Source organism: Streptomyces sp. NPDC056222, from assembly GCF_042264065.1.
Lineage (GTDB): Bacteria > Actinomycetota > Actinomycetes > Streptomycetales > Streptomycetaceae > Streptomyces.
Map to the genome: position 1 here is coordinate 62,949 of NZ_JBHJTL010000005.1, position 26,990 is coordinate 89,938.

Below are 26,990 nucleotides of genomic sequence, written 5' to 3' on the forward strand. Positions count from 1 at the left end.
GGCACCTCGCGGCATGCGCTCAGCCCTGATGCCCCAGGTGGGCGGTGAAGCTGAAGCGGTCACCGCGGTAGAGGGTCCGGACGCGCTCCAGGGGCCGGCCGGAGGTGTCCCGGGAGATCCGGTGGATCAGCAGCATCGGGAGCGCGGGCGGGGTGCCGATCAGCAGGGCCTCACGCGGCGTGGCGAGGACGGTCTCGATCCGCTCGTCGGCGTCGCCGAACGCGATGCCGAGCTTCTCGCGGAGATAGGCGTAGAAGGAGGAGTCGGGGTCGAAGTCGGTGTCGAGGCGCGGGGCGCGTGCCTCGGAGACGTACGTGCTCTCCAGGCCGACCCGCTCGTCGTCGGCGAGCAGCACGCGCTCCATGTGCCAGACGGGCTCGCCGCGTTGGACGCCGATCTCGGGTGCGAGAGCGTCGGGGCAGGGGAAGCGGTCGAGGGAGATGAGCGTACGGCCGGGGCGGCGCCCTTGCCGTCGTACGCCCTCGGTGTAGCTCGCCAGCGATAGCGGCTGTTCCAGCTTGGGCCCGGCGACGACGGTCCCCCGCCCCTGGCGGCGCAGCCGCCCTTCGAGGAGCAGCTCGCGCAGGGCCTGACGGACGGTCTCCCGGGAGACCTCGTAACGGAGGGCGAGATCCCGCTCGGTGGGCAGGAGTCCCCCTTCGCCCAACTCGTCTATCAGAGAGGCGACTTTGGCCTTCACCGCGTAGTACTTGGGGATACGGCCGTGCTCGGGGATGCCGGAGCGGATGGGGGCGCCAGGTGCCTGGTCGTTCGGGTAGTCCACTGGGGGATGCTCGCAGATGGGAATGAACGGGAGGGTGTACGGAGAGCGACCGGAGGGTTCTACGCCCGGCGACGACCGCGGCGGACGGCGGCGACCAGTGCCGCGCCCGAGAGGAGCAACGCGCCGGTAGCGGGAGCGAGGGCGGTGGTCGACTCGGGGCCCGTTAGGGCGAGTTCGGGCCGGGTGGGGGCGGGTGGACGGGTGGTTTCGCCGGCCGAAGCCGAGGGGACGGGGCTCGGGCTCGTCTCCGTCCCTGTCTCCGTGCCCGTGTCCGTTTCCGTTTCCGTTTCCGTGTCCGTGTCCGTGTCCGTGCCGGTCGTCCCCTTCGGCGCGATGGTCAGGCGGTAGTCGTCGGACTCGCCGACCCAGTCCCCGTCGTCCCCTCGACGCTGCACGATCGCCGCGTTGGCGACGACCTCGTTGGGTGCGGTGTCCTCGCGGAAGGAGAGGCGGACGCCGACGGTGACCGTGCGGCCCGCGGGGACGGCGAAGCCGGGGAACCCGTTGAACACCCCGATGTTCTCGTCCTCGTCGGTCTCCTCGAACCGCACCGGCAGCCAGCGGCTCATTTCGGAGTCGTAGAAGTCGAGCCGGATCTGGTCGGGCCGGAGGACCCGGTCGCGGTCGGCGAGGACCAGGACCGGGTGGATGCTGTGGCAGGGCTCGGCGGTGGTGTTGGTGAGCTCGACCTCGAAGGTCCGGAAGGCGCTTCCCGGGACGAAAGTGCCGGGGCCGCCCTTGATCCGGGTGTCGAGGGGGAAGACGAGGTCGGTGGCCTTGCCGCAGGTGGGGGGCTTGGTCTGGGCCTCGGTTGCGGGGTCGGGGGCGGGGGTGGGCGCGGGGAGAGGGTTGGGCTCGGCGCGGAGGCCGGGGGCGGAATCGGGGCCGAGGCGCTCGGTTCCGAGGCCTGAGCGCTCGGTTCCGAGGCCGTGCTCGGTCCCGAGGTCGTGCTCGGTCTCACGGCCGGATGCGTGGCTCAAGCCGGCTCCGAGGCCAGGGGGTTCGGTTCCGGAGTCGAGCCGATCGGTTCCGGTGTCGAGCCGCTCGGCTCGGGAGCCGATGTGCTCGGTTCCCGGGGCGGCGCGCTCGGTTCCGGAGTCCGCGCCGGAGCCGGAGCCCGGGCCGGGGGCGGGCTCCGCCGAGGACGGGGCGACGGCGAGCGCGAGGACGGCGGTTCCGGTCGTCGCCGCGGTCACACCGAGGGCGAGGGCGTTGCGCAGTCGCATGGGCGGGTGCCTTTGCTGCTCGCGGGCGTACGGGACGGCCGCGACGCTGCCACCCGGGCACGGCGGGGTCGGGGAGCGACGCGGCGCGTACCCCCGGACGGCCTGTCCATTCCGCCCGATCAGCCTATTTTCCGAAGATAGGACTGAGGATCAGCTGTGCCGCGCCCTCGGCGACGGCGTACGGCGTGGCCGTGCCCGCGACCGGGGTACCCAGGCCCGCCCCGGCGAGGACCGCGCCCACGCCCTGCGCGAAGACCTCCGGCGCCGCGGTCACGGCCCGGCCGCCGAGGACGACGCGGTCGATGTCCAGGAGCCGTACGAGGTTCATGGCGCCGGTGCCGAGGATCCTGGCCGCCTCGGGGAGGTCACCGCGGGCCACGGCCGCGAGACACAGGACCTCCAGGCACCCGTGCCCGCCGCAGTCGCAGGGCGGGCCGTCGAGCTGGACGGTCTGGTGCCCGAACTCCCCCGCGCCGGTCCGCGCGCCCCGGTGGAGCGCGCCGCCCAGGACGAGGCCGGAGCCGAGCCCCGTACCGAGATGGAGGTACGCGAACGAGTCGGCGACCGGGGCGCGGAGGGCGAGCCCGAGTGCAGCGGCGTTGGTGTCCTTGTCGAGCTCGACGGGCAGCCCGAGCCGCCGCGCGAGGTCGTCCCGCAGCGGGACGCCCTCCCACTCCGGGTACCCGGTGACCCGCCCCGGGGTCCCGGTGAGGTGATCGAGCGGCCCGGGCATGGCGACCCCGACACCGAGGAGGGCGGGGGTGCGGGGGGTGGCGGGGTCCGGGGTCCCCGGGCCGTGGTCCTCTGAGCCTTGGGCCTCTGAGCCTTGAGCCTCAGGGCCGTGGGCCTCAGAACCTCGGGTCCCGGAGCCTTGGGCCTCAGGGGAGGCGGGGCCGAGCGCTCCGAGACCCGCCACCTCCCGCTCCACCACCTCGAACACCGCGTCCACGCCCGCACCGAGGTCCAGCGGAGCCCGGCGCTCGGCCACGCGTACCCCGGCAAGGTCCACCAGAACGGCCGTCAGCTCGTCGCGGTCCAGATGGACCCCGACCGCGTACGCCGCCGAAGGGACCAGCCGCAGGACGGTACGGGGTTTGCCGCCGGTCGAGGCGCGGTGGCCGGCCTCCCGTGCCAGACCCTCCGTCCGCAGCCGCGCCGTGATCTTGCTGACCGCCTGCGGGGTGAGCCCGGTCCGTTCCGCCAGCTCCAGGCGGCTGATCCCGGCCTCCCCCGCCGTACGCAGCAGATCGAGCACCAACGCCGCGTTGTGGCTGCGCAGCGCCGGCAGATTCACGCCCGCCGCGGCAACGGGACCAGCCCCGCCGACCGCACCGACCGCACCGCCCCTGACACCCCTGACACTCCTGTTCACCACCCCATTCTCCCCCTCGCTTGCACTTTGGCAACAGCGTTGCTTAAGTGGGTTCCATGACTGGCACCGACACCGCCCCCCTCCGCGTCGGACTCGTCGGCTACGGCCTCGCGGGCTCCGTCTTCCACGCCCCGCTGATCGCCGCCACCGAGGGCCTCGTCCTCGACACGGTCACGTCCGGCAATCCGGAGCGCCAGGCGCAGGCGCGCGCCGCGCACCCCGGCGTACGGGTCGCGGACTCCCCCGACGAGCTGTGGGCGCGGGCGGACGAGCTCGATCTGATCGTCGTCGCCTCCCCCAACAAGACGCACGTCCCGATCGCCACCGCCGCACTCGAAGCGGGGCTCCCGGTCGTCGTGGACAAGCCGGTCGCCGGCACCGCCGCCGAGGCGCGCGGGCTCGCCGCGCTCGCCGACGAGCGGGGCCTGCTGCTCTCGGTCTTCCAGAACCGCCGGTGGGACAACGACTTCCTCACCCTGCGCGCGCTCCTCGCGGACAGCTCGCTCGGTGACGTGCTGCGCTTCGAGTCGCGGTTCGAGCGCTGGCGTCCGCAGCTCAAGGGCGGCTGGCGGGAGTCCGGCGCGCCGGAGGAGATCGGCGGGCTGCTGTACGACCTCGGCAGCCATGTCGTCGACCAGGCCCTGGTCCTGTTCGGTCCGGCCGTGCGCGTCTACGCGGAAGCGGATGTCCGTCGTCCGGGCGCCGAGACCGACGACGACACGTTCATCGCGATCACGCACGCGAACGGTGTCCGCTCCCACCTGTACGCGAGCGCCACAACCGCCCAGCTCGGCCCGCGGTTCCGGGTCCTCGGGTCCGGCGCCGGCTTCGTGAAGTACGGACTCGACCCGCAGGAGGCCGCCCTGCGCGAGGGTCTGCTGCCGGCGCCCGGCACTCCGTGGGGCGTGGAGCCGGAGGCGATGTGGGGCACTCTCGGGGCCGGGGAGTCCCCGCTGACCGGCGGCGGCACCCCGGTCGAGACACTGCCGGGCGACTACCCGGCGTACTACGCGGCCGTCGCCGCCGCCCTCCGCGGAACCGGCGCGAACCCGGTCACCGCCCTGGAGGCCGCGGCGACCCTGGACGTCCTGGAGGCGGCGAAGCGCTCCGCCCGCGAGGGAATCGCGGTGACGCTGTGAGCACCGCTCCGGAGATCACCGAGCTGGAGGCCCAGGAAGCCCGCCTGGCCCTCCCCCACTTCACGTACGACGACGCGTGGGTGCTCGGCTCGCTCCTCGTCGGCCTGGCGCGCGAGCGCCGGGCGCCCGTCGCGATCGACATCCGGCGCGGCGGGCAGCAGCTCTTCCACTGCGCGCTGCCGGGGTCGAGTGCGGACAACGACGCCTGGATCGACCGCAAGAGGCGGGTCGTCGAGCGGTACGGCGAGAGCTCGTTCCTCGTCGGTGCCCGTTTCCGGGCCAAGGGGACGACGTTCGAGCAGTCCTCGCGCCTCGACCCCGACCGGTTCGCCGCCCATGGCGGTTCGTTCCCGATCGTGGTCGAGGGCGCGGGGGTGATCGGCTCGGTCACCGTGTCGGGGCTGCCCCAGGCCGAGGACCACGCGATGGTGGTCGAGGCGCTGGGCCGCCTGCTCGACGGCTTCGGCGGTTGAGCCCTCGCCGGGGCCCTCGCCGGGGTACGGCCGCTACGCGTCCTTGAGCTCCTGGCGCTGGCGGCCGAGCCCGTCGATCTCCAGCTCCACCACGTCACCGGCCCGCAGGTACGGCTTCGGCTCCGGCTGCCCCATCGCGACGCCCGCCGGGGTGCCGGTGTTGATGATGTCGCCGGGGTACAGGGTCATGAACTGGCTGACGTACCGTACGACCTCCGCGACCGGGAAGATCTGGTCCGAGGTGTTGCCGTCCTGCTTCAGCTCGCCGTTGACCCAGAGCCTGAGCGCCAGGGCCTGCGGGTCCGGCACCTCGTCGGCGGTGACCAGCCAGGGGCCGAGCGGGTTGAAGGTCTCGCAGTTCTTGCCCTTGTCCCAGGTGCCGCCGCGCTCGATCTGGAACTCGCGCTCCGAGACGTCGTGGGCGACCGCGTAACCGGCGACGTGCGCGAGGGCCTCCTCGTCGGTCTCCAGGTAACGCGCGGTACGGCCGACGACGATCGCCAGCTCGACCTCCCAGTCCGTCTTGGTGCTGCGGCGGGGTACGAGCACGGTGTCGTCGGGGCCCACGACCGTGTCGGCGGACTTGAGGAAGACCACCGGCTCGGCGGGGGTCGCCGCGCCGGTCTCCGCCGCGTGCCCGTGGTAGTTCAGCCCGATGCACACGACCTTGCCGATCCGGCCGACCGGCGGCCCGATCCGCAGCCCGGTCGCGTCGAGCGCGGGCAGTACTCCGGCCCCGACGGCCGCCCGGATCCGGTCGAGCGCGGACGCGTCGGCGAGCAGGCTGCCGTCGACGTCGTCGACCAGGGCCGACAGGTCGCGCAGCGTCCCGTCCTGGTCGAGCAGGGCAGGACGCTCGGCACCCGCCGGGCCGACTCGCAGCAGCTTCATGGTCTTCTCCCTGTGGTCGAGGTGGGCCCGGGGTCGGGCCCTACAGATCCCCGGCCGATGGGTTGCGGCCATCGGAGGTTGGTCGATCCTCCAAGAGTTTCGACCACTCGGCAAGACCCCGTTCACGGACTGGACCCTTACGCCTGAGTAGCAAGGGCCTCCGTGGGGCGCTGGTCCCGGAAGAGGACGGCCCGCTCGAAGACGGTCCATGTGGTGCTGGTGACGACGTAGAGCGCGGCGGCGAGCGGGACGACGGCGACGGTGATCAGGGTGGCGAAGGAGAGCAGCGGCATCACCTTGTTGATCGTGTCCGCGCCCGGCGTCGCCGGGAGTCCGGTGTCCAGGGGCTGTGCGGCGAGCTGCCGCTTGGTACGGCGGTAGTTGAAGGTCGCCACGGCGGCGACGATCGCGAAGAGCACGAGGTAGACCTGCCCGGCCGGGCCGAAGGCGCCGCCGTGGCCGAGGGCGTCGGCCCAGTGGTCGCCGAGCGGGGCGGCGAAGAGGGTGTGGCCGGCCATGCGGTCGCCGGAGAACAGGTGGTACATGAGGAGGAACGCGGGCGCCTGGAGGAGGCTCGGCAGACAGCCGGCGAAGGGCGAGACCTTCTCCTTCGCGTGCAGCTCCATGACCGCCTTCTTGAGCCGCTCGGGGTTCTTGGCGTGCTTGGCGCGGAGCTCGGCGAGCTGCGGGGCGAGGCGGGTACGGGCCTTCTGACCGCGGGCGGCGGCCCGCGAGAGGGGGTGGACCGCGAGCCGGACGAGCATCGTGAACAGGACGATGGCGGCGGCGGTCGCGGTGGTGGCGAAGAGCGGCTGGAGCAGGTCGGCGAGCTGCTCGACCAGGGAAGCGAAAACGGACATGGGAGCCCTCCGAGGGGTCTCGTCGTGCCGGAAGAAGAACGTCTCGGCATGACGGATCCGCGCAGGGTCTTGCTGTGTTCTGTGCGCCTACGCGGCCGTCGGGAGGGGACGGCCGGGTGCCCGGGGCCTGCGGCGGCCGGAGGCGTCGGGATCGCGTTGCGGCAGGAACGCGGTGCGCCGCTCGCGGTCGCGCAGGGCGGTGCGTACCAGGGTCGGGGGTACGGACGCGGGCGCGGGGGCGCCGATGAGGGCGCACACGACGCTGGTCGCGGCGAGCGCGACGGCGGCGGAGAGGCTCGAACCGTCGGAGAGGAGGAGATCGGCGAGCGCGAGCAGGAAGAAGAGGGGAGCGAGCACGCGCAGGAGCAGGTTACCGATCACCGCACTTCCCTCCTCGGTTGTCGCTCGACTCGTCTTGTATCAGCCGTTATACACGATCGGCTTCGAGGGGGACGAGGAGTCGTCGCGGCCGGAGGAGGGCCCTGCCGACCGGATCGTTGGGCTCCGGATCGAGCCCGGCACCGGGCGCATCCTGGGCGGCCGTCACCGTACGAGCTTCGCCCAGACGACGAGCCGGTACGCGGAGCTGAACTCGGGTGTGCAGGTGGTCAGGGTGAGGTAGGAGCCGGGGGCGGAGTACCCGTAGGAGGGCTTGACGAGGGAGCGGGGCACGGGCTGGATGACGCCGGTGTCGCGGGGAGCGGTCTGCGCGAGCACCTGGTCGACGACGTACTCGTACTCCCGCTCCCGGGTCTGCACCCGTATCCGGTCGCCCGGCCGGAGCCGGTTGATGTAGCGGAAGGGTTCGCCGTGGGTGTTGCGGTGCCCGGCGAGGGCGAAGTTGCCGGGGCGCCCGGGCGAGGCGGTGCCGGGGTACTGCCCGACGTACCCGCGGTCGAGAACGGATCTCTTGCCGACGCCACGGGCGACGGGGGCGGTGACGCCGATGCGGGGGATGCGGATGATGGCGTAGGCGGAGGAGAGACGAGGGGTGCTGGAGGGAGCGGCTTCGGGCCGGGCTTCCGGGGGCGCCGCGGCGGACTCGACGGGCGCCGGGGTGCCGGCCACTGAGGGCGATTCGTCGACCGATGGCGCCCCCTCCACCGGGGGTGATCCCTCCCACTCCCGCTCGAGGGCGTGGACCTGCCGGGTGGCCTGGGCGCGGGCCTGCTGATTGGTCCACCAGAGCTGGTGGACGACGAGGAGCAGCAGGACAACCCCGCAGGTGACGACGGCCTCGGCGCCGACCCACAACACGCGGGCGGGTGTGCTCCGCACCCCGCGTGTCTGGACGACGACCGGCACCCTGTCCCGCACGCGGGGCACGATAAGCGCTGACGCGCCAACTCTCCAGGGCCGTACAGCAGTACGGTGGTCGACATGCGCCCCGACACGCCTGCCGCCCACGCCACCGAAGCCGAGCGTCTGCTCCGCACCGCCGCGCGGTACCCCGAGGATCAGGAACCGCTGCTCCTCCAGGCAGCGGCGCATCTGGAACTGGCGGGCGAGCGGCCGCAGGCGACGGCGCTGTACGACACCCTCCTGTCCTCGTCGCCCGCCTCCCCCCACCTGATCAGGGCGCTGAAGGCGGCGAACCTGTGGGAGTACGGCCACGAGCCGGAGGCGCGGGCGATCATCGAGGGCGTCCGTGCATCGGCTCCGGCGGACGCGGGGCCGTGGGAGATCGTCGTGGAGACGCTCGAATCCCACGACGAACTGGAGCTGTCGGAGACGTTCGCGACGGAGGCGGCGCGCCTGCTGGTACCGGAGTCGGCGCCGACGGACCTCCCGCACGCCACGCGCTCCCTGCTCGCCACCCGTCACCGGGTCCGCCGGATGCTGGCACTGCCCCACGACGACTGGGACACCCTGGCGGACACGCTGCACACGGGGGACGTCCCGCTGGACGAGCTGCACGACCCGAAGCGCCTGTGGTCGCTCGGCTCCTCGGACCCGGCGGAACTCCAGGCCGAGATCATCCGCCTCCGCAGCGAACTGGGCTCCTACCGCACGGCCCTCTCCCGCCCCTTCCCGGTGGCGGTCCTCCACTGGCCGGAGGCGGAACTGGACGAGCTTCTCGCCTCGTACCCGGAACTCGAGGCGGAGTACCCCACCTACCGCGCCCACCTCACGGACATCGAAGCCTCACTCCGAGAACTCGCGGCGGCGGGCACCCCCAACCTGGGCATCGTCCCGGCAACGGTCCCGTCGTACGAGGCCTTCGCCGCCTCGGAATCCACCTCCCCCGCGAACGCGTCGCTGCTACCGCAGTACGCGACGACCCTGGCGGCGCGCGGCAGGGCGACGGCCTGGCCGCCGGCGCGGGGGGCGGGGTGCTGGTGCGGGTCGGGGAACGCGTACGGGGAGTGCCATGGGGGCGAAGTGCAGGAGTAGGTCCGGGGCGGCACCCCTGCCTGGGGCTGGATCCCAGACACCTCTGTATCGTGCGGCGGCATACTCGACCATGAGGGATCAGATGACCGGCGACTCCGTATCCAAGCTCCCCGAAGGCTCGTGGGCTTCGAGCCCGGGGACCCGCCGGAGTATGCAGTCGAACAAGGGGCGCGACACCAAGCCCGAGCGGGCTCTGCGAAGCGCAGCTCACGCCCTCGGCCTCCGATACCACGTCGCCGAGCGTCCGATTCCGGCCATCCGGAGGACCGCCGACCTTGTGTTCACCCGAGCACGTATCGCGGTGTTCCTAGACGGCTGCTTCTGGCACGTATGCCCTGAACACTTCACCGTCTCTCGGACCAATCCGGAATACTGGGCGGAGAAGGCCGAGAAGAACCGGGCGCGCGATCGACAGACAGACAGGCTTCTCCTGGAAGCCGGATGGGCCGTTCTCAGGGTGTGGGAGCACGAGGACCCTCTTCAGGCGGCAGCCCGCTTGAAGGAGCTCTACGATCACCGCATCGCCACTCAACGTGGCAGAAACACGCGTTGAACGTCGGCGGATCCATCGTATTTCAGCCACAGATCGATCGCTTCCGTACCAGTTGTGAGATCGATGCCCTTTTTCATGAGCCGCGGCACCCAATAATGTGTGACCTTGAACAAAGGTGACGTGCCGGCACTCTGCTCAGCAGATGCCCCCCACGACGTCGGAGCGCCCCTGGGTTCATTCGACCTCAAGCGCACGAGACAGGGGAGCGGTCACTGCCCATGACCGATGCATTCGACGGCATGTACGACACGTTCAAGGCTCTCCTGGACTCGTTCCCCCCTTCGGAAGCGGTCAAGCGACTGGAGCAGCTCGGCATCGGCGCGGAGATCATCCAGCAGATCCGAGAGCGTCACGAGCAGCAGACGGTACGCATCAAGGAGCTGGAGGAGCCGCACGCGGTCGTCCTCGGCAACCGCGACACCTGGTACACCGGGCCGCACGCCAAGGACAAGTGCTGGCCGGCGATCGTCGACACCCTTCGCAAAGACGGATGGCCGGAGGACCCCGCCATCAAGTCCCTGGACGATTCGTCCACCCGCGTCGTCTCCTTGCTGAACCACCCCAAGGAGAGGTCCTTTTCGACACGCGGGCTCGTCGTCGGGTACGTCCAGTCGGGGAAGACGACCAACTTCACCTCCGTCATCGCCAAAGCGGCCGACCGAGGCTACAAACTCTTCATCGTTCTCGCCGGTGTCCACAACGGGCTGCGACGACAGACCCAGGCGCGCCTGGTGCAGCAGCTCGTCGAGCCGAACGCCGCGATGTGGTCGCAGTTGACGGGTCTCGACCGGGACTTCACCCCCCAGGAGAACCCCGCCTCCTACTTCGGCAAGAGCAACGGGACGCGCGTCCTGTGCGTGGTCAAGAAGAACGCGACGGTGCTCCGCAAGCTCTTCCGGTGGCTCGAGGCGGCGTCCGACTACCTCAAAGACTGCCCGACGCTGATCATCGACGACGAGGCCGACCAGGCGACGGTCGCAACCAAGTCGATCAATCCGCTGATCCTGAGCATCATGAGCACCCTTCCGAAGTGCGCCTATGTCGGGTACACCGCCTCGCCGTTCGCGAACCTGCTGATCGACCCGGGTGCCGAAGACCTCTATCCCAAGGACTTCGTAGTCAACCTGCCCAAGCCTGAGGGGCACTTCGGCACCGAGGTCCTCTTCGGTCGCTACGCCCTCGACGGCGAGGACCCCGAACAGGTCGACGACGGCCACGACATGATCCGATCCGTGCCCGAGGACGACGTGCCCTGTGTGCGCCCCATGACGAAGGCGGACGCCGAGGGATTCGAACCGGTCATCACGGACACCCTGCGGACGGCGATCGAGTACTTCTGGCTGGCCACCGCCGCACGGCGTGTTCGCGGCACCGGGAACCGGCACAACACGATGTTGATCCACACCAGCGTCAAGACCACCGTGCACGACAGCTTCCGTGGACCGCTCGAGCACCTGCGTGATCGCACCGTCGCGTCGCTGTCCGACGATGCCCTCCTGCTTCGGCTGCGCAGCCTTTGGGACCGCGAGACCGCGCAGGTGCCGGCCGAGGAGTTCAAAGAGACCAAGGTCCCGTTCGAGGCACTCCTGCCTGAACTGCCCGAGGTGCTCAAGAGTTGCCGCATCATCATGGACAACTCGAACAGCGAGTACCGCCTGGACTACGAGAACGGTCCGGTCACGGCGATCGCAGTGGGCGGCAACACCCTGTCTCGTGGTCTGACCCTCGAAGGCCTGTCGGTCAGCTACTTCGTTCGGGCCGTCTCGGCATACGACACCCTGCTTCAGATGGGACGTTGGTTCGGCTTCCGGAAGGGGTACGCCGACCTCCCTCGGATCTGGATGACGGACGAGCTGGCCGAGTGGTTCCGGCACCTCGCGACCGTCGAGACCGAGATGCGCCGCGACGTCGACATCTACATGACCGAGGACGAGACTCCACTCACCTTCGCGGTACGTCTGCGGACGCACCCCGCCCTCCGCGTGACGGCGGCGGCCAAGATGCGTGATGCCGTGACGGCGTCGTCCTCCTACGGCGGCAAGCGTGTCCAGACCCACTACTTCCACACCGACGGAGAATGGCTGCGCGGAAACATCGACGCCGCCCGTGGTCTGGTGGGCGCCTCGGTCGCGAACGCCGTCACGGCGGAGGAGAGGCCCTCGGACGGCCGGTTCGTGTATCGCGACGTGCCCTACGACCTGGTCGTCGACTTCCTGTCCTCCTACCGATTCCACGAGCAGTCCCCGGAGAACGATGCCGACCTGCTGACGGGCTACATCCGGAAGCGGGTCGCGGCGGGATCGCTGCGCCGGTGGAACATCGCAATCGTCGGCAACCCTCGCGGCGAGGACTTCAAATTCGCTCCCGGTGTCTCTGTGGGACGCAACGTTCGCGCGCGACTCTCCGTGCCGAATCCGACCCCGGGGCTCGCCGACATCAAGACCCTGATGAGCCGCCGAGACGCTGCGGTGGACCTCTACGGGGACGTCTCGACCCTGAAGGAGGAGGGCATCATGGAGCGGCGCCGTGCCGAGCTCCCCGACACCGGCCTCCTGGTCCTCTACCCGATCGACAAGGTCTCGGCGCCGAGCCCCTCGAAGCTGAGGCGTGAGGCGTTGAACGCCGAAGAGCACGTCATCGGCGTGGGCCTGGTCTTCCCGGATACCCTGTACGACAGCACCGTCGAGAAGTACATCTCGGCCGATCTGTCGAAGATCCGCCTCGAGGACGAGGACTACAGCATCCTCGACAGCGACGACGCATGAGCGAGGAGATACTGCGGAGCCTCGTCGAGGAGCGCTGGGCCGCGCTCGAAGCCGAACAGACCACGGGTGAGCGCCGCCTCCGCGTCTCTTACCTCCCGATCGTCGTCGAGCACGACAACCGGCTGGCAGTGGCGGTGGACCATCACGGATACCGCCACGTCCTCGTACCGATACCGGCGCATCGCCGAGTGCGGCCGGGACTGGACGGGCCTGTGCTTCAGCTGCGCAAGCGTCCGCTGGAAGACGACGAGACCTACCAGACATACGCGGATCTCGCGTGCCTGCGCGGCGATCTCAACGATCTCTTCACCGAGCTGTGTGTCGACGTCTTGGGCACGGCCGAAGGACATCCGGAGAATCCGCTCAAGGCCCTCCATCATGTCCTCGACCGCTGGAAGGAACTCTTCCGCACTCAGAGCAGTCCTCTGACCGGCGAGCAGCTCGCCGGCCTGTTCGGCGAACTCACCCTTCTCTGCCATCTGTTGGAGAGGGATCCGAGTGCGCATCGCCTATGGCTGGGGCCTGAGGGCCATCGGCACGACTTCTCATCCGGATCCACGGCCATCGAGGTCAAGGCAGGCAGCGCCACCGGGCGAAGGCCGCGCATCCACGGTCTCGACCAGCTCGATCGCCCGAACGACGGGTCGCTGACCCTCGTGTGGTTCCGCCTGCAGCCCATACCCGGCGGCTCTCTCGGTGGCTCCGTAGTCGAGCTTGTCGATCGGGCCCGCAGTCTCTGTGACGACGAGGGCTCGCTCCTCGAACTCCTCGCGACCGCCGGGTACCGCTCCGCGGACGCCGACCGCTACCACGGCGCGCGGTTCCTCATCGAAGAGGAGAGGTGGTACGAGGTGGGTCCCGGCTTTCCCGGCCTCACTACCAGCGCCCTAGTCGAGGCGGGGCTGTCGGTGTCCGTCCAGAACGTCGAGTACACGATAGATCTCTCCGGCGACGTCCCCGCTCCGCTGACGGACGACGAGGTGTCACAAGTGATCGACGACATCGTTCAGGAGGCGCGGTGATCGAGCCCCGCTGGTTCTCCCAGCCGTATCCGCCGGAGGGGGCAAGCGCCGCCGAAGGCATCCGCAATCAACTCGGTCGCCCTGAGCTCGACCTGCTCACCATCCTCGTGCGTGAGTCGGCTCAGAACAGCTGGGACGCTCGGTCCACGACATCCACGGATCCCGTCGACTACCGCATCGACGTGTCCACCGTCGGCCCCGCCCACATCGGCACGTGGCGCGAACTCCTCCTCGCGGGCGCACCGGCGAATGCGGACGAATTTCCACTGCGCGACACGATCAGGCATGGCGCGGTCCGGCTCCTGTCCGTGTCGGACCGTGGGACCCGCGGGCTGGGGGGCCCGACCCGCGCCAACGACGCCGTGGGGAGCGATCGGGACTTCGCCTCTTTCATTCGCAACATCGGGGAGCCCCGTGACACGGCGCTGGGCGGTGGAACCTACGGCTTCGGCAAGGGCATCTTCTACCTGCTCTCGAAGCCGGGGACGATTCTCGTCCACACGCGATGCCGCACTCCACACGGCGAGTTCGAGACACGGCTCATCGGATGCACCCTCTGGAAGAGCCACGTGGCCGTCCAGAACGGGGCGAGCCGTCGCTTCACGGGTCGACACTGGTGGGGCGACGCCTCCGGAGACGTGATCGAGCCGCTGATCGGAACGCAGGCGGAGACAGTGGCGCGTCGCCTCGGGCTGAGACCGTTCGCCGCCGATGAGACCGGCACGACCGTCGTCGTCATCGATCCGAGCCTGGACGAACTGGAGCCCCCCGAGGCCGCGGACTATCTGGCCGAGACCATCGCCTGGCATCTCTGGCCGAAGATGATCTCTACCGGCGGCGGCAGCCCCGCCATGCGGTTCTCCGTCACCTGCGACGGAGTCGATCACCCGGTCCCGGACCCGCGGGAGACCGCCCCCCTCGACATGTTCGTCTCCGCCTACGAGGCGCTGAACGGGCCCGACGGTCGCAGCCTGGAGTGCCTCAGGCCCAAGCGTCTCCTCGGTCGCTTCGGGGCGGTGAAGCGCATTCGGCCACCCCTTGAGCCAAGCCACGCGGGACGCATGCTGAACATCGAGACCCTCGTTCATCATGTCTGTCTGATGCGTCCGGCCGAGCTGGTGGTGACCTACCGACCAGGCCCGAAACCTCCGAGCGAGAACCATGCATACGCGGGAGTCTTCCGGGCCGACGAGTCCATGGACGACGTGTACGCCAAGGCCGAGCCTCCCACGCACGACGCCTGGAATCCGCAATCGCTGGAACGCCCTGAGAGCACGTTCGTCCAGACGACGTTCCGCCGCATCGAGGATGCGCTCAATGACCTGTTCTCGCTCGGCGGAGTCGCTCGCTCAGGTGCACGCAGCGTGGCACTGGGAGCGGCAAGCACACTGTTCTCGGGGCTGGTCGGCGGCGTCTGGGGTGTCGGCGGAGCGACCGCCTACGCCAAGCCCGGAAGCACTGCTACCCGCTCCGGCGCGCAGGAGGCCTCAAGGAAGACAAGAGGAGCGACGGCTCCGACCGGCGGCGACTTCCCCAGCGCCGCGTCAGAGCGGGACACGGAAACCGGCCGCGAGACCTGGAATTCGAGCGGCGGAGACTTCGACTTCGCCGACACGAACGAGATGGCCGTCCCCGGACGCCGCAGACGGCCGCGAGTCCAGTATGTCGGCGATCCCTACTACGACGATCGCGGCGACCTGACGGTGCTCGTTCAGGAGTTCCGCCTGCCCGTGCCCATATCGCAGCGGGTCCATGCGGACTTGGCTGTGGCGCTGCCTGGAGTCGGCGGCCGCGAGACCGATCCGCCGATCGGGGCGCAGATGCCGACGCTCGTGGGCTGGGAGGACTCCGACGGGCGCCTCCACACGTCGGAGACCTGTGTGATCGACGGCGGCGAATCCGTCTGGCGCGTGATTGTGCAACCCGCGCCGGACACGATGACCGAGATCGGCATCCGAGTGGAGGCGGTGAGCACACCATGAGCCGGCGTGTTCTTCCCTACCGCAGCCCGTCCGAAGACGCCGTCGCTGCCGAACCGTGGCGGCTCATCGTCGACGACGGCGAAGTACCCCTGCCCGAGGCACTACCGCACTGGGACTACAGCATGGACCTGGCGCTCCGGAGAACCGTGCGTGTCGACCTCGATCGCGTTCGTGCCCAGTGCGGACTTCCTGAAGAGGCCGTACTGAATCTGGCCACCGTGTGGACAGCCAGCGGCTCGAATCTGAGCGGCCCGGGACACCGGACGCGACTTTCCGACCGCGGTGTCTCCGTTGTGGAACTGGAGGTTCGACTGCCTGGAGCCGACCTCGGCGGACTCCTCGTCCTCGACACGGCTCTGGTTCTCGCCGAACGCCGGAGCGACGGCCGGCCGTCATCCCCCCGCCGCGCGGGCTCCGTCCTGTGGAGCGAACGGGAATCGGTTCGGCTTCAGGGCGACGCACCGCAGTTCCCCATGGCCGTGATCGACTTCGCCAATACGTCTTTTCCAGACGGCGCCGCCTGGCATCTACAGATCAGCGGCGGCCTGGACAGCGCCACAATGGGCTCCCTTCTGCTTCTGGTCAACGAACAGAACAAGGTCACTGCCGCAGCATTCGAGAACGCCCACAAGCCGCGTGCTGTCGACCAGGTCGTACTCTCTGCGGTGTACGCAGACGCGGCTCGCATCATGATGGAATACGCCCTCTCCCATGAGGACTTCTCAGAGGAGTCCGACTACGCCGAGGGCTCCCTCGGCGCCACGCTTCTGAGTCTGTTCGACCAGCTCTTCCCGGACCAGTCCATCACCGACGTCCGGCTGCGCCGTCTGCAGTCACCGGCGATCTTCGCCTCGGACCTTCAGGCTGCCGTCAAGATCTTCGAGGTGTCGTGATGAGCCTTCTGTATCCGCGCCTGCTGCCCCAACAGGCCAGGCAGCTCTACGAGGAGTACCGGGATCTCTCGGTCCCCGAACTCGCCGAGCGGGTGTCCTACGCACATCCGTCGGCGGTGTACGTCGCCACCGGCGGCGACAGGGTTTCGACGAAGCAGCTCCAAGAGCTACGCCGGGCCGTCGTCGAGCTCGCCGAACGCTCGGGCTTCCCTCACTCGTCCGACCGTGCTCGCAATGCCGAGTTCGATCTCGGGCTGGCCGCGCTCCTGCATGCAGAGATGGGGATGGTCCCTGCGGAGGCGGCTTCCCGAGACGCATGGGCTTTCCTCGCAATCGCCGTACTCCCCGATGTCGCGTACTGGCGCTATCCGAATCCCCCGCGGGACCGTGTTCTCGGGACGGATCTCACCCGGCACGTCTTCGGCCGGCTCTGGTGGCGTGGGCAACTGGTGCGCTCGTCTGACGCTCCGGATCCGTACAGCGCTCTCAAGATCCTCGGCGAGGCCGCCTTCGATCAGATCTATGCACGCCGTGCCGCTTTGGGCGGAAGTCCGCACATGGTGCGTGCCATTCTCCGCGTCTGGAGCGACCTCGACCTTCAGGGGCTGAACGAGCGCGACACATTCCGCGACTTCCTCAAGCGGCTGCTTCGACTCGCCCCCTTCGTGCTCTTCGACGGCATCGAAGACGATGCCCTGGACGACGAGCTTCGCGCCGTCGCGCAGGAGTCCGTCGACGCTCAACGCCCTGCCCCTGCCCCCGTTCCTGCGACAAAGGTCCGGTTCAAGTCGATAGAGATCTGCGCCGGAGCGGGGGCCCAGGCACTGGGGCTTGAACTGGCGGGCTTCGATCCGTTGCTCCTCATCGACAGCAAGGCCGATGCGTGCTTCACCATCGACCTCAACCGCCCCGGCTGGGATGTCGTCTGCATGGATGTCGTACAGTTCCATGCCGATATGCGTCCGGACGTCTTCGGCGTCGATCTTCTGAGCGGCGGATTGCCCCGTGTGAAATCGCCCGCCACTGTAGGACGCGCTGAAGACGCGGAGGAGCGGCGGGTCCTTAGAGCTGCGGTCGAGTTGGCATGCTCGATCAAGCCGAAGGCCGTGCTTCTGGAGAACGTGCCGGATCTGGTGGAGAGTCCCGCCTTCGAGGTGGACCGCGCCTGGATCGAGGCGGAGCTGATCAGCGCGGGCTACCGCTCGAGCTGGCGAGTCCTCAATGCTTCGAACTTCGGTGTTCCGCAGAATCGGAGCAGCGGCTTCTTGATCGCACTGCGAGAGCCTTACTACTCACGTTTCCAGTGGCCAGATGGACACGAAACCGCACCGCCGACAGTCGGTGCGGTGCTCGGCCCCTCGATGGCCTCACACGGCTGGCCCGGCGTGGAACAGTGGATCAAGAACGCCGATCGCATCGCGCCGGCCTTGGTCGGTGGTTCCGATCGCCGTGGGGGTGCCGATCTCGGGCCCACCGGCAGCAAGAAGGCGTGGGCCTCTCTGGGGGTGAACGGAAACAGCCTTGGCGACGAACCGCCGAGCCCCGACTTCCCCGCCGACGATCACCCCAAGCTGACGGTCGAGCAGACCGCGATGATCCAGTCGTTTCCCACCGACTGGAACTTCTCTGGCGGCAAGACGTCCAGGTACCGTCAGATCGGTCATGCCATGCCGCCTCCTCTGGCAACGGCGGTCGGACTTGCCATCGCAGCGGCTCTACGAAGCTAAGATCGCACCATGCGTGCGTCCCGTCCCACCTCCCCTGGGCCCATCACCGTCCTGGACCTCTTCGCCGGCTGCGGCGGCTTCACCCAGGGTTTCCACGAGTTCAGGCCGGACGGGATGGCCCACGACGGGCCTGTCTTCCACAGCGTCGCGGCGGTCGAGCACAACAAGGCGGCGGCTGCCACATACGCGATGAACTTCGGCAGCGGTCGACCCGATAAGAGCCTTCCTGAGGCTCGCGTCTACTTCGGCGACATCGAGGAGTGGAAGCCGACGAAGGAGACTCTTCACGCGGATGTCATCGTCGGAGGACCCCCGTGCCAGGGGTTCTCCGCATTGAATCGCAAGAAGAAGGGCAGTGAGCGCAACCGCCTTTGGGAGGAATACGTCCGCATCGTCGCGGAAGTCCGACCGAGGGTCTTCGTCATCGAGAACGTCGACCGCTTCCTCAAGTCGGATGAATTCCAGAATCTGCTGAACGAGGTGCGCCCAGGGGGGCTCCTCGCGGACTACCGGCTCGTCGACCCTCCGGGACACCAGCCGTCCGATACCGAGGAAGGCAAGACCCGCCGCTACCTCCTCAACTCCGCGGACTACGGGGCGGTTCAAGCACGGCGTCGCGCGATCGTCATCGGCGTGCGCCGCGATATCGAGGGCGGCCACTCGATGACCTACCCGCCTCAGACACATTTCCGCCCTCCCAAGAAGACAACCGAAACGCCCGCCCAGCCGCTCGACGGATTCGACGGAAGCGTCCGATCTTGGAACGCCGTCGACAGCGTATTCGCGGAATCGGCGAAGATCCCTCTCAGGGGAACCGAGCTTCCCGATACCAAGGATCACATCGCCGAGGTGGATTCTGTCGTACCGGGAGTATTCGAAACCAACGACCTTCACATCCGCCGCAACCCTGAGATCCTTTCACTCGCACGCTACGGCGCGATTCCGCCTGGCGGGAACCGGAAGAATCTGCGCGACATGTGGTTCACGGTAAACGAAGCCGGAAAGATCAAGTACTTCAAGGAACCGAATCCGCCGGGAGTGACAACTCCTGTGAGGCGCCTGTCCACTGACAGCTGGGATAGTCACAACACCGGCTCAGGAGACGTCATGGGACGCCTCCGCCTTGGAGAGCCGTCTGTCACGATCAGAACCGAGTTCTTCAAGCCCGAGAAAGGCCGATATCTGCATCCTGAAAAGGACCGCCCGATTACCCATTTCGAAGCTGCCCGCATTCAAGGATTCCCTCCCACATTCCGGTGGTGCGGTTCCAAGACGGAAATCGCCATGCAGATCGGGAACGCGGTTCCGATTCCCCTCGGCAGAGCAATAGCGTCCGCCATCTACTCCTTCCTGCGCGGCTGACATCTGGCCAGGGCGTCGCCCGGCCGGCAGAGGCAGGGCGCGACCACACGGGGCGCCGCACACCTCGGGCCTTCCGCTTTCATGCGCCGGCCCGGGCAGCGTCCCGTCCCTGAGTGTGGTGCCGCCACCCGCCGGCCGGCTCTGTCAGCGTGAGCTTCTCGGGGTCTTCGGCATCCCAGGTGTCGCCCCGCCCCAGAAATGGCGAAGGACGCACACAGGGCCTCCTCGAACGTCGGTCACGATGGCCTTCCTGTTGGTGCCCTCGTCGCCCACCCAGGGCTTCCCGTCCTTCACGCGTTTCCCTCGCTGAGCTCGGCCCAGACCTGCTTGCCCCACCGGTACAGCTCGGTTCCCCACTCGTCCGTGAGCGTGTCGACCAGGATCAGCCCCCTCCCCCGGAGCTGGTCGCCGCTGAAGTCCGCGCCCAGGATCGGGAGGGCCCTGGAGCGGTCGACCACCCCCACGCGAACCCCATTCGCGGAAGGCCGGGAGACGATCACTCTGATCGACGGGAGTCGACTGTGGGCGACCGCGTTGGAGACCAGCTCAGTGATCACGAGCGAGGCGTCCTCGGTCAACGAATCCAGGCCCCAGAGGGTCAGTACTGTTCGAACCAGACGGCGAGCGACTCCGGCGCTCCGCGCCTCGCGGGGAAGGGTCTGGGAGTAGGCGGGGTGACCTGTGGGACGAGACGTGGCAGTCGCAGCGTCAATCAAGGCGGCTGGAGGGGGTACGGGCCTTTCACCCACTCGCGTTACCTGCTTGGGACGCGAATGGAGGCGAGTCGGTGTCGTAGATGACGAGCCGGCGGGCTCTCGGCCCTCCTCGTCACCCACGTGGCTGAAAGTCACCAGTTGCCCTCCCATCGTTGCCGGTTGGTGGTTTTCTGTCCTCTCAGCGAACCGTGATTCGCGATGGGCAGGCATCCCCGCTCAGGCCCCGATGCCGTCAAACCCGTCAAAGATCGTTCTCTGGTGAACAGGGGCGCAGCATGGCGCGTAGGAACGACGAACTGGCCGCGGTGATCGCGGAGACGGGCTGGTCACAGCCCGTGGTGGCCGCTGCCGTCGTGCGTGTCGCGGCAGAGGCCGGCGTCGACGAACTCCTCACCGTCAAGCGCTCGCACATCGCCATGTGGGTCGCCGGGACCCGACCCCGAGGCCGGGCCGCCGACATCCTGCGCGAAACTCTGTCGCGGCGGTTGGGACGTCCCGTCACATTCGCGGAGATCGGTCTCGCGGGGACCGCCTCGGATACGGTCACCGAGTCCGAGTGGGACACCGACACGCTGACGACTCTGGTCGACCTGGGGAGAAACAGCATGGACCGCGAACGCCGCCGGCTCCTCACCGGCGCCGCCGTCTACTCCGTCGGCGGATTGGTCCTGCCACGAGACCCTTGGTGGGACGAAGCTCCTCAGCGGGCGCGCTCCCGCGCGATCGACCCGCACCGGAGAGTCGGCGATACCGAATTGCGGGCCGTTCGCGAGATGACCGAATTCTTCGCCCGCCGCGATCAACGACACGGTGGTGTCGACGGTCGAACCGCTCTCTACCAGTACATCGTCGACGATGTCGCCCGGTACATCAGCGGAGTCTTCAGCAGTGAGAAGTCCCGCCGGTCGCTGTACGCGGCAGCGGCCGAAGCGGTGTACGTGGCAGGCTGGATGAGCTTCGACGCCTCGCAACACGAGCCGGCACGACGCTACTTCACCCTCGCACTCAGGCTTGCCGCCGAAGCCGACGACGCTCCCCTCGCCGGGCACATCCTGCGGGCGATGGCCCATCAGGCCATAGACCTGGGACACATCAGGGAGGCCTTGAACCTCGCCACCGCCTCCGTCGAACGCAAAAGGTACGCGCACGCCACTCCGCGCGAACGAGCCCTGATCGGCGTCGTGCGTGCGCGGGCGCTGGCCGTGGACGGACAGAAAGGCAACGCCGTCGTCGCGATCAACCAAGCCGAAACCGACCTCGGCCAGGCAGCAGCGGGCGACGACGAACCTCAGCGAGTCTGGTTCTTCCAGGAAGCGTCCCTCGCCCATGAAACCGCCCGCACGCTGTGGGCCTTGGGCGACCTCGACGGTGCCCTGCGCCACTTCCGCGCCAGCGTTCGACACCGCAGGGCGGACTCCTTCAGTCGAACCCACGCTGTCACGCTCGGCTACATGGGCACCGTCCAGGCCGAACAGGGGAACGTCGATGCGGCGTGTCAGACCTGGTCTCGAGCCCTGGACGCCATGGACGGCGTTCAGTCTGGCAGAACACGGGAAGCGGCCCTCACCATGCGGACGACCCTGTCCCCGTTCCGCAATCGCGGAATCCCCTCTGCCACCGAGGTGGACGAGCGAGCCCGGGGCGCACTCCGACGAGTAACCTGACGGCGTTGAAGTTGCTGTACCCACAAGTGGCCGTGTCTATAAGGAAGAAGGGGAAAATCGTGCCTGCGCAGGTCATCGAGGTGCCGGTCATCGCCGACGTGGTCGGGGGCCATACCGGACGGCTCGACGACTTCAAGGGCGGCGTGGAATCGGTCATCCGCCTGCGGCCGGAGTTCCCCGTGGAGACCCTGCAGGGCATCGAGGAGTTCTCCCACCTCCAGGTCACGTGGTTCTTCAACCTCGGATCCCCGGACGATGTCGCGCTTCACGCACGCAGCCCTCGCGACAACCCCGCATGGCCGGCGACCGGCACCTTCGTACACCACAACCATCGCCGCCCGGCGCGGCTGGCTACTTCCTTTCCGAGACTGCTCAAGGTCGACGGGAACGACCTGCACGTCGTGGACCTCGACGCCGACGACGGCACTCAGATCGTCGATCTTGTCGCGGTGTTCCAGGAGATGCTCCCTCGTGGGCCCGTGACTCAGCCGACGTGGCCGGGCGAGATGCTCGCGGATTACTGGCGAGACGCCTCCGAACGCTGAGGCGGGGAGGCGGTGGCTCGACATATAGGCCTCGCGTGAGGTCGGCCCATTGGGTGGGCCGGGTTCGCGGGTGTCGGGTGGGACCGCCCTCTTTCCGAGAGTCGCTCCTTCCGGCGGCGCGTCAACGTCGCGTCGCTGCGCGATGACCTTCGGCCACCCTTGACCCACCATCTCCAGGAGCGAAAACACTCTCGGAATGAGGGCGGCCGCACCCGAGGGGGAACTGCTGCCCAGCCCTGCCGAGCCTGCTCTTCACCCACACGAGCGCTCTTCACCTAACGCGCCCGCCCGAACACGATCCGTGCGTTACGTTCGCGCAAAACGGCCCCCGCCGATGGTTGCACCCATCTGCGAGGGCCTGAACCACTAGTGGAAACAGGCCTCCACCGTGATCTACCGGCACTTTAACGCGCCCTCCCATGCCTTCAGTCAGTTCTCGCACGAGATCATTCGGCATCCTCGGCTCAGTTCCGACGCCGTTCGACTCCTGACCTGGCAACTCTCCCTCCCTCAAAACGCGCGCGAGTCGCTTTCCGCGACCGCCCAACGTGCCCGGATCGGGGGATGCGCCTTCACCCGCGCCAAGCGGCAGCTCAAGGAGGAGGGATTCGTGCATGAACGGCGAGTTCAGGGACCAGGTGGGCGGTGGACCACCCAACAACTCGTCTCCAGTACCCCGTTGACCTCTGGCGAGGCCGCCAAGCTCCTCGCCCGCACACCCCTCTCCGCCTGCACGGATCGCGTGACCCCGCAGGTCGCACCGAGCCCTCGGAACCCGGCCGCCGGTCGGCCGACCACTCCGTCGACCGACGGTCATCCAGAAGAACACCTGAGGAAAGACACCTCCAACCTTCCGGCCGAGTCGGCCGAGTCGGCCGAGTCGGCCGAGTCGGCCGAGGCCGTCGATGAGCCTGCGCCTGCCCCCGCGCCTGCCGACGGAACGCCCACCAGCCCCCACATCGAGGCCGCCCGCGCCCTCGTCGGGGCGCTGCACCTGCTCTCCCCCACCCTGCGGCACATCCCGCCCGGCATGCGCGACGAACTCGCCCGCCTCGCCGCCCGCTGGCTCGACGCCGGGCACTCGTCCGCCGACGTCCACGAGCACGTCCTACGCGGCCTGCCCGGCGCCGGGACGCCCGTTCACCGACCCGGCGGACTCGTCCGCTATCTCCTCCGCGATGTCCCACCCCGCACCCTGCCGACCCCGCCCGCACCTGCACCCACGCGGATCCGGCTCTCCGTCCGCCTCGAAGGCACACGCGAGTGCACCGGCCACCACACCCAACCCATGCTGTTCCGGCCGCTCGCCGACGAGACCCTGTGCGCCGCATGCGCCGCTCCCACCCGTGACGAGCCGATGCCGGTGCCGGACGGAGAGCGCATCCGCACTCCCTTGTAGGGTCGAGGGGCAACCCACCTCACGCGAACGAGCGTCCGCCCGGCAGCATCGAGTCGCAGCGCGCGGGCATCCGCAGGATGCTCGCCGGCGTCCTCGGCGATCTGGAACATCCCGGTCCCCGCATCCAACGAGCTGGACTGCGACGTCGCCACCTTCCAGCACACCGCCCCGTGTTCCCGGCCGTCTTCTTCGCCGATCGCGGCCAGAGCACGTCGGCCAAGTTCAACTCGCCGCTCGGGGCCCTGAGGTGTGTCCCGAGCGGCGCTGACGAGGCAAAGAAGGATGATCTTCACTCGAAGTTCACGATTCCACCACATCTCACGTTCGCACGTGGCAGCATCGGTGCCTTCTCCGTAACCGGAATGCCGTGGGGGTTCGTTGTGCGTACGGGAAACATGCGCCGGGGTCGTAGAGCGCTGATCGCGTCGGCCGTGGCCGTCGTAGCCCTCGCTGGGTGCGGTGGTGAGGGTGGAGGCGGCCGTGCTGAGGGTGCCAAGGAGGTTGAGGCCGTGGCGACGAGTGCTACGCCGAAGCCGGGGGGCACGCTGACGTTGGTCGACGATGAGGAGAGCGCTGAGGCCTCCCCGCTCACCGTCGCCGTGCTCGCCAACGACACGGCCACCGAGGCCGCAGGGGGCGAGCAGAAGCCGTTGACCAGCGTCCTGGGCGGGAGCGAGTACGAGCTGACCGTCGACTCGCAGCCCGGTCACGGCACGGCTGTCGTCGACGGCGTCTCCATCACCTACACGCCCGATGCTGGGTACAGCGGAGAGGACGAGTTCACCTACCGGGTGAAGCCGAACTCCCCTGACGTAACTGGCGGGACCGCCGTCGTCCGCATCACGGTCGACGCCCCCGTGCCGTCCCCGACCCCCACTCCTACACCGAAGCCGAAGCCGACCCGGACGCAGAAAGCGGAACCCCCGGCCGTCTACTACCGGAACTGTGACGCCGCGCGCGCCGCAGGCGCGGCACCGGTCCGTCGCGGTGACCCCGGGTATGCGAGCCATCTCGATCGAGACGGGGACGGGGTGGGGTGCGAGCCGTACTCCGGAGGGTCTGGAGGTTCCGGCGGGTCGGTCACTGGGGGAAGCGGCAGTGGCGGAAGCGGCGGCAGCACGTACTACGAGAACTGCAGCGCCGCCCGCGCCGCCGGGGCCGCTCCCGTGCGCCGTGGCGACCCCGGGTACGGGCGTCACCTCGACCGGGACGGGGACGGCGTCGGGTGTGAGGGGTGAAGTTAGGCTCGTAGGTCGAGACCGTCATCCGTGAGAGAGGCCCCCGCCATGCCCCGCATCCCCTCCCCCGCCATAGCCGCCGCCGGGCTCGTCGGTGGGTACGCCGTCGCGCGGTGGACCAAGAAGCGGCCCCTCGGTGGAGTCGTGCTCGCGGCCGCGGGAGCGATCTCCGCGCGGGAGTGGCAGCAGGTGGCGGGTGGGAAGGCCGCGGCCGCGCTGACCGGGGTCTATGTCGCCGCGTTCGCCGGGTCCCACCCGCTCGCCAAGAAGGTCGGGGCCTGGCCCGCCGTGTTCGGAGTGGCCGGGGCCATGGCCGGCGCCTCGTGGGTCGTCACCCGTAGCAAGGGCTGAAGTCCCGCGGCACTCGCTGAACGGCCCCGCCGTTCCGTACGTACTACCCAGTGCCCTCCCCATGAGCGCTGGGCGGGCAGGTTCCCCTACCCCCTTGCCCGCCCAGCGCACCCCTACGAGGCACAGAAGCCCTGCCCGGCCCCCGGGCCCAACCACCCGGCCCAACCACCCGACCAGAGCCCCCCAGAAGCCCTGTCCCGACCCAGCACCCGGCCGGGCGGCACCCGCCCAGCCCCCGCCCTCAAGCGCAGCGCCCCCTCAACCCCCCACCGCGTGGCTCACCGTATAGATCAGCAGGCCCGCCAAGGCGCCCACCACCGTGCCGTTGATGCGGATGAACTGGAGGTCCCGGCCGATGTTCGCCTCGATCTTCTTCGACGTCTGGTCCGCGTCCCAGCTCGCCACCGTGTCGCTGATCAGCGACGTGATCTCCGCGCGGTACGTCGTGACCACATAGGCCGCCGCGTCCTCCGCCCAGCCCTCGACCTTCGCCTGCAGCCGGCCGTCCGTCACCAGCCTGCCGCCCAGGGAGATCAGGGACGCCCGCGCACGCAGGCGCAGCTGGCTGCGGTCGTCCTCCGCCGCCGCGATGATCAGGTTCCGCACCGACGACCAGGCCGAGGCGATGATGTCCTGGACCTCCGGGCGTGCCAGCAGGTCCGCCTTCAGGCGTTCCACCCGCGCCCGGGTGTCCGTGTCCGCCTGGAGGTCCGCCGCGAAGTCCGTCAGGAAGCGGTCGATCGCGCCGCGCGCCGGGTGCTCCGGCATGTCCCGCATCTCCGTGACGAAGCGCAGCAGCTCCTTGTAGACCCGCTCGCCCACACGACGGTCCACGAACCTCGGCGTCCAGCCCGGCGCGCCGCCCTGGACCGCGTCCATCACCGAGTCCCCGTGGAACACCAGCCAGTCGTGGGCCCGCGCGCACACCAGGTCCACGGCCCGCCGGTGCGCCCCGTCGGAGACGATCTTCTCCAGCGTCTTCCCTATCCCCGGCGCGATCTCCGCCGCCTCCGCACGCCGGGTGATCGCCTCGCCGACCACCGCCTGGACGTCCGAGTCCCGCAGGACCGTCAGAGCTCCCCGGAGAGCCGTCGCCAGTTCGCGCGTCACCCTGTCCGCGTGGTCCGGCTCCGCGAGCCACGCACCCAGGCGACCGGCAATGCCCAGCGCGTGCAGCCTCCCCCGTACGACATCCGCCGACAGGAAGTTCTCGCCGACGAAGGAGCCCAGCGTGGTCCCCAGCTGGTCCTTCTTCGTCGGGATGATCGCCGTGTGCGGGATCGGCAGCCCGAGCGGGCGCCGGAACAGCGCCGTCACCGCGAACCAGTCCGCCAGCGCGCCCACCATGCCGGCCTCCGCCGCGGCCGCCACATAGCCGGCCCAGGCGCCCCATCCCGCGTTCTCCGCCCACGTCGCCAGGGCGTAGATCACCGCCACCACGAGGAGCAGACCCGTGGCCAGGGCCTTCATCCGGCGCACCCCGCGGTGCCGCTCCGCGTCCGCCGCCGTGTACGCGAACGCCACCAACGGCCGCCGCGCCTCGCCCGACGGCCTGCCCGGCGTCTCGCCGAGGGCCTCTCCCCGCGCGCCGCCCCGGGCCCCGCTCCTCGTGTCGCTCATCACCCCACCTCCCT

24 protein-coding genes are annotated in these 26,990 nt (G+C 69.2%); 15 read left to right on the plus strand and 9 right to left on the minus strand.

The genetic code is table 11. The features are described from left to right. Positions 1-19 precede the first annotated feature (19 nt). The 3 genes from ACFC0D_RS04270 to ACFC0D_RS04280 form a co-directional block, all read right to left on the minus strand. Positions 20-784, minus strand: a complete 765-nt coding sequence (locus ACFC0D_RS04270; RefSeq protein WP_376430930.1) for a GntR family transcriptional regulator — start codon at positions 782-784, stop codon at positions 20-22. A gap of 59 nt (positions 785-843) precedes the next feature. Then, on the minus strand, positions 844-2,010 hold the full coding sequence (locus ACFC0D_RS04275; RefSeq protein ID WP_376430931.1) for a hypothetical protein: 1,167 nt from the start codon (positions 2,008-2,010) through the stop codon (positions 844-846). Positions 2,011-2,134: 124 nt separating this feature from the next. Further along, complete coding sequence (locus ACFC0D_RS04280) at positions 2,135-3,382, minus strand: ROK family protein (protein WP_376430932.1); 1,248 nt, start codon at positions 3,380-3,382, stop codon at positions 2,135-2,137. A 56-nt stretch (positions 3,383-3,438) separates the two neighbouring features. Here ACFC0D_RS04280 and ACFC0D_RS04285 point away from each other — a divergent pair, with 56 nt between their 5' ends. After that, complete coding sequence (locus tag ACFC0D_RS04285) at positions 3,439-4,521, plus strand: Gfo/Idh/MocA family oxidoreductase (RefSeq protein ID WP_376430933.1); 1,083 nt, start codon at positions 3,439-3,441, stop codon at positions 4,519-4,521. Further along, entirely contained in the window at positions 4,518-4,994 is a 477-nt protein-coding gene (locus ACFC0D_RS04290; RefSeq protein ID WP_376430934.1) for a heme-degrading domain-containing protein, read from the plus strand. The genes ACFC0D_RS04285 and ACFC0D_RS04290 overlap by 4 nt, the downstream gene beginning before the upstream one ends. 33 nt (positions 4,995-5,027) lie before the next feature. Here the strand turns inward: ACFC0D_RS04290 and ACFC0D_RS04295 are convergent, their stop codons facing one another. The 4 genes from ACFC0D_RS04295 to ACFC0D_RS04310 form a co-directional block, all read right to left on the minus strand. Next, a complete protein-coding gene (locus tag ACFC0D_RS04295) occupies positions 5,028-5,885 on the minus strand; it encodes a fumarylacetoacetate hydrolase family protein (RefSeq protein ID WP_376430935.1) in 858 nt (285 codons plus the stop codon). A 137-nt stretch (positions 5,886-6,022) separates the two neighbouring features. After that, a complete protein-coding gene (locus ACFC0D_RS04300) occupies positions 6,023-6,745 on the minus strand; it encodes a YidC/Oxa1 family membrane protein insertase (RefSeq protein WP_376430936.1) in 723 nt (240 codons plus the stop codon). Between the two features lie 87 nt (positions 6,746-6,832). Further along, entirely contained in the window at positions 6,833-7,126 is a 294-nt protein-coding gene (locus ACFC0D_RS04305; RefSeq protein ID WP_376430937.1) for a DUF6412 domain-containing protein, read from the minus strand. 162 nt (positions 7,127-7,288) lie between these two features. After that, entirely contained in the window at positions 7,289-8,062 is a 774-nt protein-coding gene (locus tag ACFC0D_RS04310) for a class E sortase (RefSeq protein WP_376430938.1), read from the minus strand. 63 nt (positions 8,063-8,125) lie between these two features. Between ACFC0D_RS04310 and ACFC0D_RS04315 the strand changes: the two genes are divergently transcribed. The 8 genes from ACFC0D_RS04315 (at position 8,126) to ACFC0D_RS04350 (ending at position 19,443) form a co-directional block, all read left to right on the plus strand. Next, positions 8,126-9,139, plus strand: a complete 1,014-nt coding sequence (locus ACFC0D_RS04315; protein ID WP_376430939.1) for an SEC-C domain-containing protein — start codon at positions 8,126-8,128, stop codon at positions 9,137-9,139. Between the two features lie 82 nt (positions 9,140-9,221). Beyond that, positions 9,222-9,692: a very short patch repair endonuclease gene (locus tag ACFC0D_RS04320; RefSeq protein ID WP_376430940.1), complete on the plus strand. Its 471-nt coding sequence runs from the start codon at positions 9,222-9,224 to the stop codon at positions 9,690-9,692. 218 nt (positions 9,693-9,910) lie between these two features. Further along, positions 9,911-12,457 (plus strand): Z1 domain-containing protein, encoded by a 2,547-nt coding sequence (locus ACFC0D_RS04325; RefSeq protein WP_376430941.1) that lies wholly within the window; start codon positions 9,911-9,913, stop codon positions 12,455-12,457. Further along, positions 12,454-13,479 (plus strand): PD-(D/E)XK motif protein, encoded by a 1,026-nt coding sequence (locus ACFC0D_RS04330; protein WP_376430942.1) that lies wholly within the window; start codon positions 12,454-12,456, stop codon positions 13,477-13,479. Before ACFC0D_RS04325 ends, ACFC0D_RS04330 begins: the two co-directional genes overlap by 4 nt. Continuing rightward, positions 13,476-15,461: a hypothetical protein gene (locus ACFC0D_RS04335; RefSeq protein WP_376430943.1), complete on the plus strand. Its 1,986-nt coding sequence runs from the start codon at positions 13,476-13,478 to the stop codon at positions 15,459-15,461. The genes ACFC0D_RS04330 and ACFC0D_RS04335 overlap by 4 nt, the downstream gene beginning before the upstream one ends. Then, complete coding sequence (locus ACFC0D_RS04340) at positions 15,458-16,354, plus strand: hypothetical protein (protein ID WP_376430944.1); 897 nt, start codon at positions 15,458-15,460, stop codon at positions 16,352-16,354. Before ACFC0D_RS04335 ends, ACFC0D_RS04340 begins: the two co-directional genes overlap by 4 nt. Continuing rightward, positions 16,354-18,081, plus strand: coding sequence for a DUF6339 family protein (locus ACFC0D_RS04345; RefSeq protein ID WP_376430945.1), 1,728 nt, complete (start codon positions 16,354-16,356; stop codon positions 18,079-18,081). Before ACFC0D_RS04340 ends, ACFC0D_RS04345 begins: the two co-directional genes overlap by 1 nt. A 9-nt stretch (positions 18,082-18,090) precedes the next feature. Beyond that, positions 18,091-19,443 carry a DNA cytosine methyltransferase gene (locus ACFC0D_RS04350; protein ID WP_376430946.1) on the plus strand — a complete coding sequence of 451 codons (1,353 nt, stop codon included), beginning with the start codon at positions 18,091-18,093 and terminating at the stop codon, positions 19,441-19,443. Positions 19,444-19,733: 290 nt separating this feature from the next. On the opposite strand, the gene ACFC0D_RS04355 is transcribed toward ACFC0D_RS04350, so the two are convergent. Next, positions 19,734-20,369, minus strand: a complete 636-nt coding sequence (locus tag ACFC0D_RS04355) for an ATP-binding protein (protein ID WP_376430947.1) — start codon at positions 20,367-20,369, stop codon at positions 19,734-19,736. Between the two features lie 95 nt (positions 20,370-20,464). On the opposite strand from ACFC0D_RS04355, the gene ACFC0D_RS04360 reads away from it, so the two are divergent. From ACFC0D_RS04360 to ACFC0D_RS04380, 5 genes are all read left to right on the plus strand, one after another. Continuing rightward, entirely contained in the window at positions 20,465-21,823 is a 1,359-nt protein-coding gene (locus tag ACFC0D_RS04360) for a Tat pathway signal protein (RefSeq protein ID WP_376430948.1), read from the plus strand. A 59-nt stretch (positions 21,824-21,882) separates the two neighbouring features. Beyond that, on the plus strand, positions 21,883-22,368 hold the full coding sequence (locus ACFC0D_RS04365) for a TrmO family methyltransferase (RefSeq protein ID WP_376431015.1): 486 nt from the start codon (positions 21,883-21,885) through the stop codon (positions 22,366-22,368). 679 nt (positions 22,369-23,047) lie between these two features. After that, positions 23,048-23,767, plus strand: a complete 720-nt coding sequence (locus ACFC0D_RS04370) for a hypothetical protein (RefSeq protein ID WP_376430949.1) — start codon at positions 23,048-23,050, stop codon at positions 23,765-23,767. 170 nt (positions 23,768-23,937) lie between these two features. Beyond that, on the plus strand, positions 23,938-25,005 hold the full coding sequence (locus ACFC0D_RS04375; RefSeq protein WP_376430950.1) for an excalibur calcium-binding domain-containing protein: 1,068 nt from the start codon (positions 23,938-23,940) through the stop codon (positions 25,003-25,005). A gap of 48 nt (positions 25,006-25,053) precedes the next feature. Further along, the gene (locus ACFC0D_RS04380) at positions 25,054-25,356 is read left to right on the plus strand and encodes a hypothetical protein (RefSeq protein ID WP_376430951.1); all 303 of its coding nucleotides are present in this window, start codon (positions 25,054-25,056) and stop codon (positions 25,354-25,356) included. Positions 25,357-25,614: 258 nt separating this feature from the next. On the opposite strand, the gene ACFC0D_RS04385 is transcribed toward ACFC0D_RS04380, so the two are convergent. Next, positions 25,615-26,976 carry a DUF445 domain-containing protein gene (locus ACFC0D_RS04385; RefSeq protein WP_376430952.1) on the minus strand — a complete coding sequence of 454 codons (1,362 nt, stop codon included), beginning with the start codon at positions 26,974-26,976 and terminating at the stop codon, positions 25,615-25,617. Between the last annotated feature and the right edge of the window lie 14 nt (positions 26,977-26,990).

Excerpts from the sequence above, each read along its gene's own strand:
- ACFC0D_RS04340 (WP_376430944.1), top strand. The coding sequence starts at position 15,458 with ATGAGCCGGCGTGTTCTTCCCTACCGCAGCCCGTCCGAAGACGCCGTC.
- ACFC0D_RS04355 (WP_376430947.1), bottom strand. The coding sequence starts at position 20,369 with ATGCCTGCCCATCGCGAATCACGGTTCGCTGAGAGGACAGAAAACCAC.
- ACFC0D_RS04345 (WP_376430945.1), top strand. The coding sequence starts at position 16,354 with ATGAGCCTTCTGTATCCGCGCCTGCTGCCCCAACAGGCCAGGCAGCTC.
- ACFC0D_RS04285 (WP_376430933.1), top strand. The coding sequence starts at position 3,439 with ATGACTGGCACCGACACCGCCCCCCTCCGCGTCGGACTCGTCGGCTAC.
- ACFC0D_RS04325 (WP_376430941.1), top strand. The coding sequence starts at position 9,911 with ATGACCGATGCATTCGACGGCATGTACGACACGTTCAAGGCTCTCCTG.
- ACFC0D_RS04315 (WP_376430939.1), top strand. The coding sequence starts at position 8,126 with ATGCGCCCCGACACGCCTGCCGCCCACGCCACCGAAGCCGAGCGTCTG.
- ACFC0D_RS04330 (WP_376430942.1), top strand. The coding sequence starts at position 12,454 with ATGAGCGAGGAGATACTGCGGAGCCTCGTCGAGGAGCGCTGGGCCGCG.
- ACFC0D_RS04385 (WP_376430952.1), bottom strand. The coding sequence starts at position 26,976 with ATGAGCGACACGAGGAGCGGGGCCCGGGGCGGCGCGCGGGGAGAGGCC.
- ACFC0D_RS04300 (WP_376430936.1), bottom strand. The coding sequence starts at position 6,745 with ATGTCCGTTTTCGCTTCCCTGGTCGAGCAGCTCGCCGACCTGCTCCAG.
- ACFC0D_RS04295 (WP_376430935.1), bottom strand. The coding sequence starts at position 5,885 with ATGAAGCTGCTGCGAGTCGGCCCGGCGGGTGCCGAGCGTCCTGCCCTG.
- ACFC0D_RS04350 (WP_376430946.1), top strand. The coding sequence starts at position 18,091 with ATGCGTGCGTCCCGTCCCACCTCCCCTGGGCCCATCACCGTCCTGGAC.
- ACFC0D_RS04320 (WP_376430940.1), top strand. The coding sequence starts at position 9,222 with ATGACCGGCGACTCCGTATCCAAGCTCCCCGAAGGCTCGTGGGCTTCG.
- ACFC0D_RS04380 (WP_376430951.1), top strand. The coding sequence starts at position 25,054 with ATGCCCCGCATCCCCTCCCCCGCCATAGCCGCCGCCGGGCTCGTCGGT.
- ACFC0D_RS04275 (WP_376430931.1), bottom strand. The coding sequence starts at position 2,010 with ATGCGACTGCGCAACGCCCTCGCCCTCGGTGTGACCGCGGCGACGACC.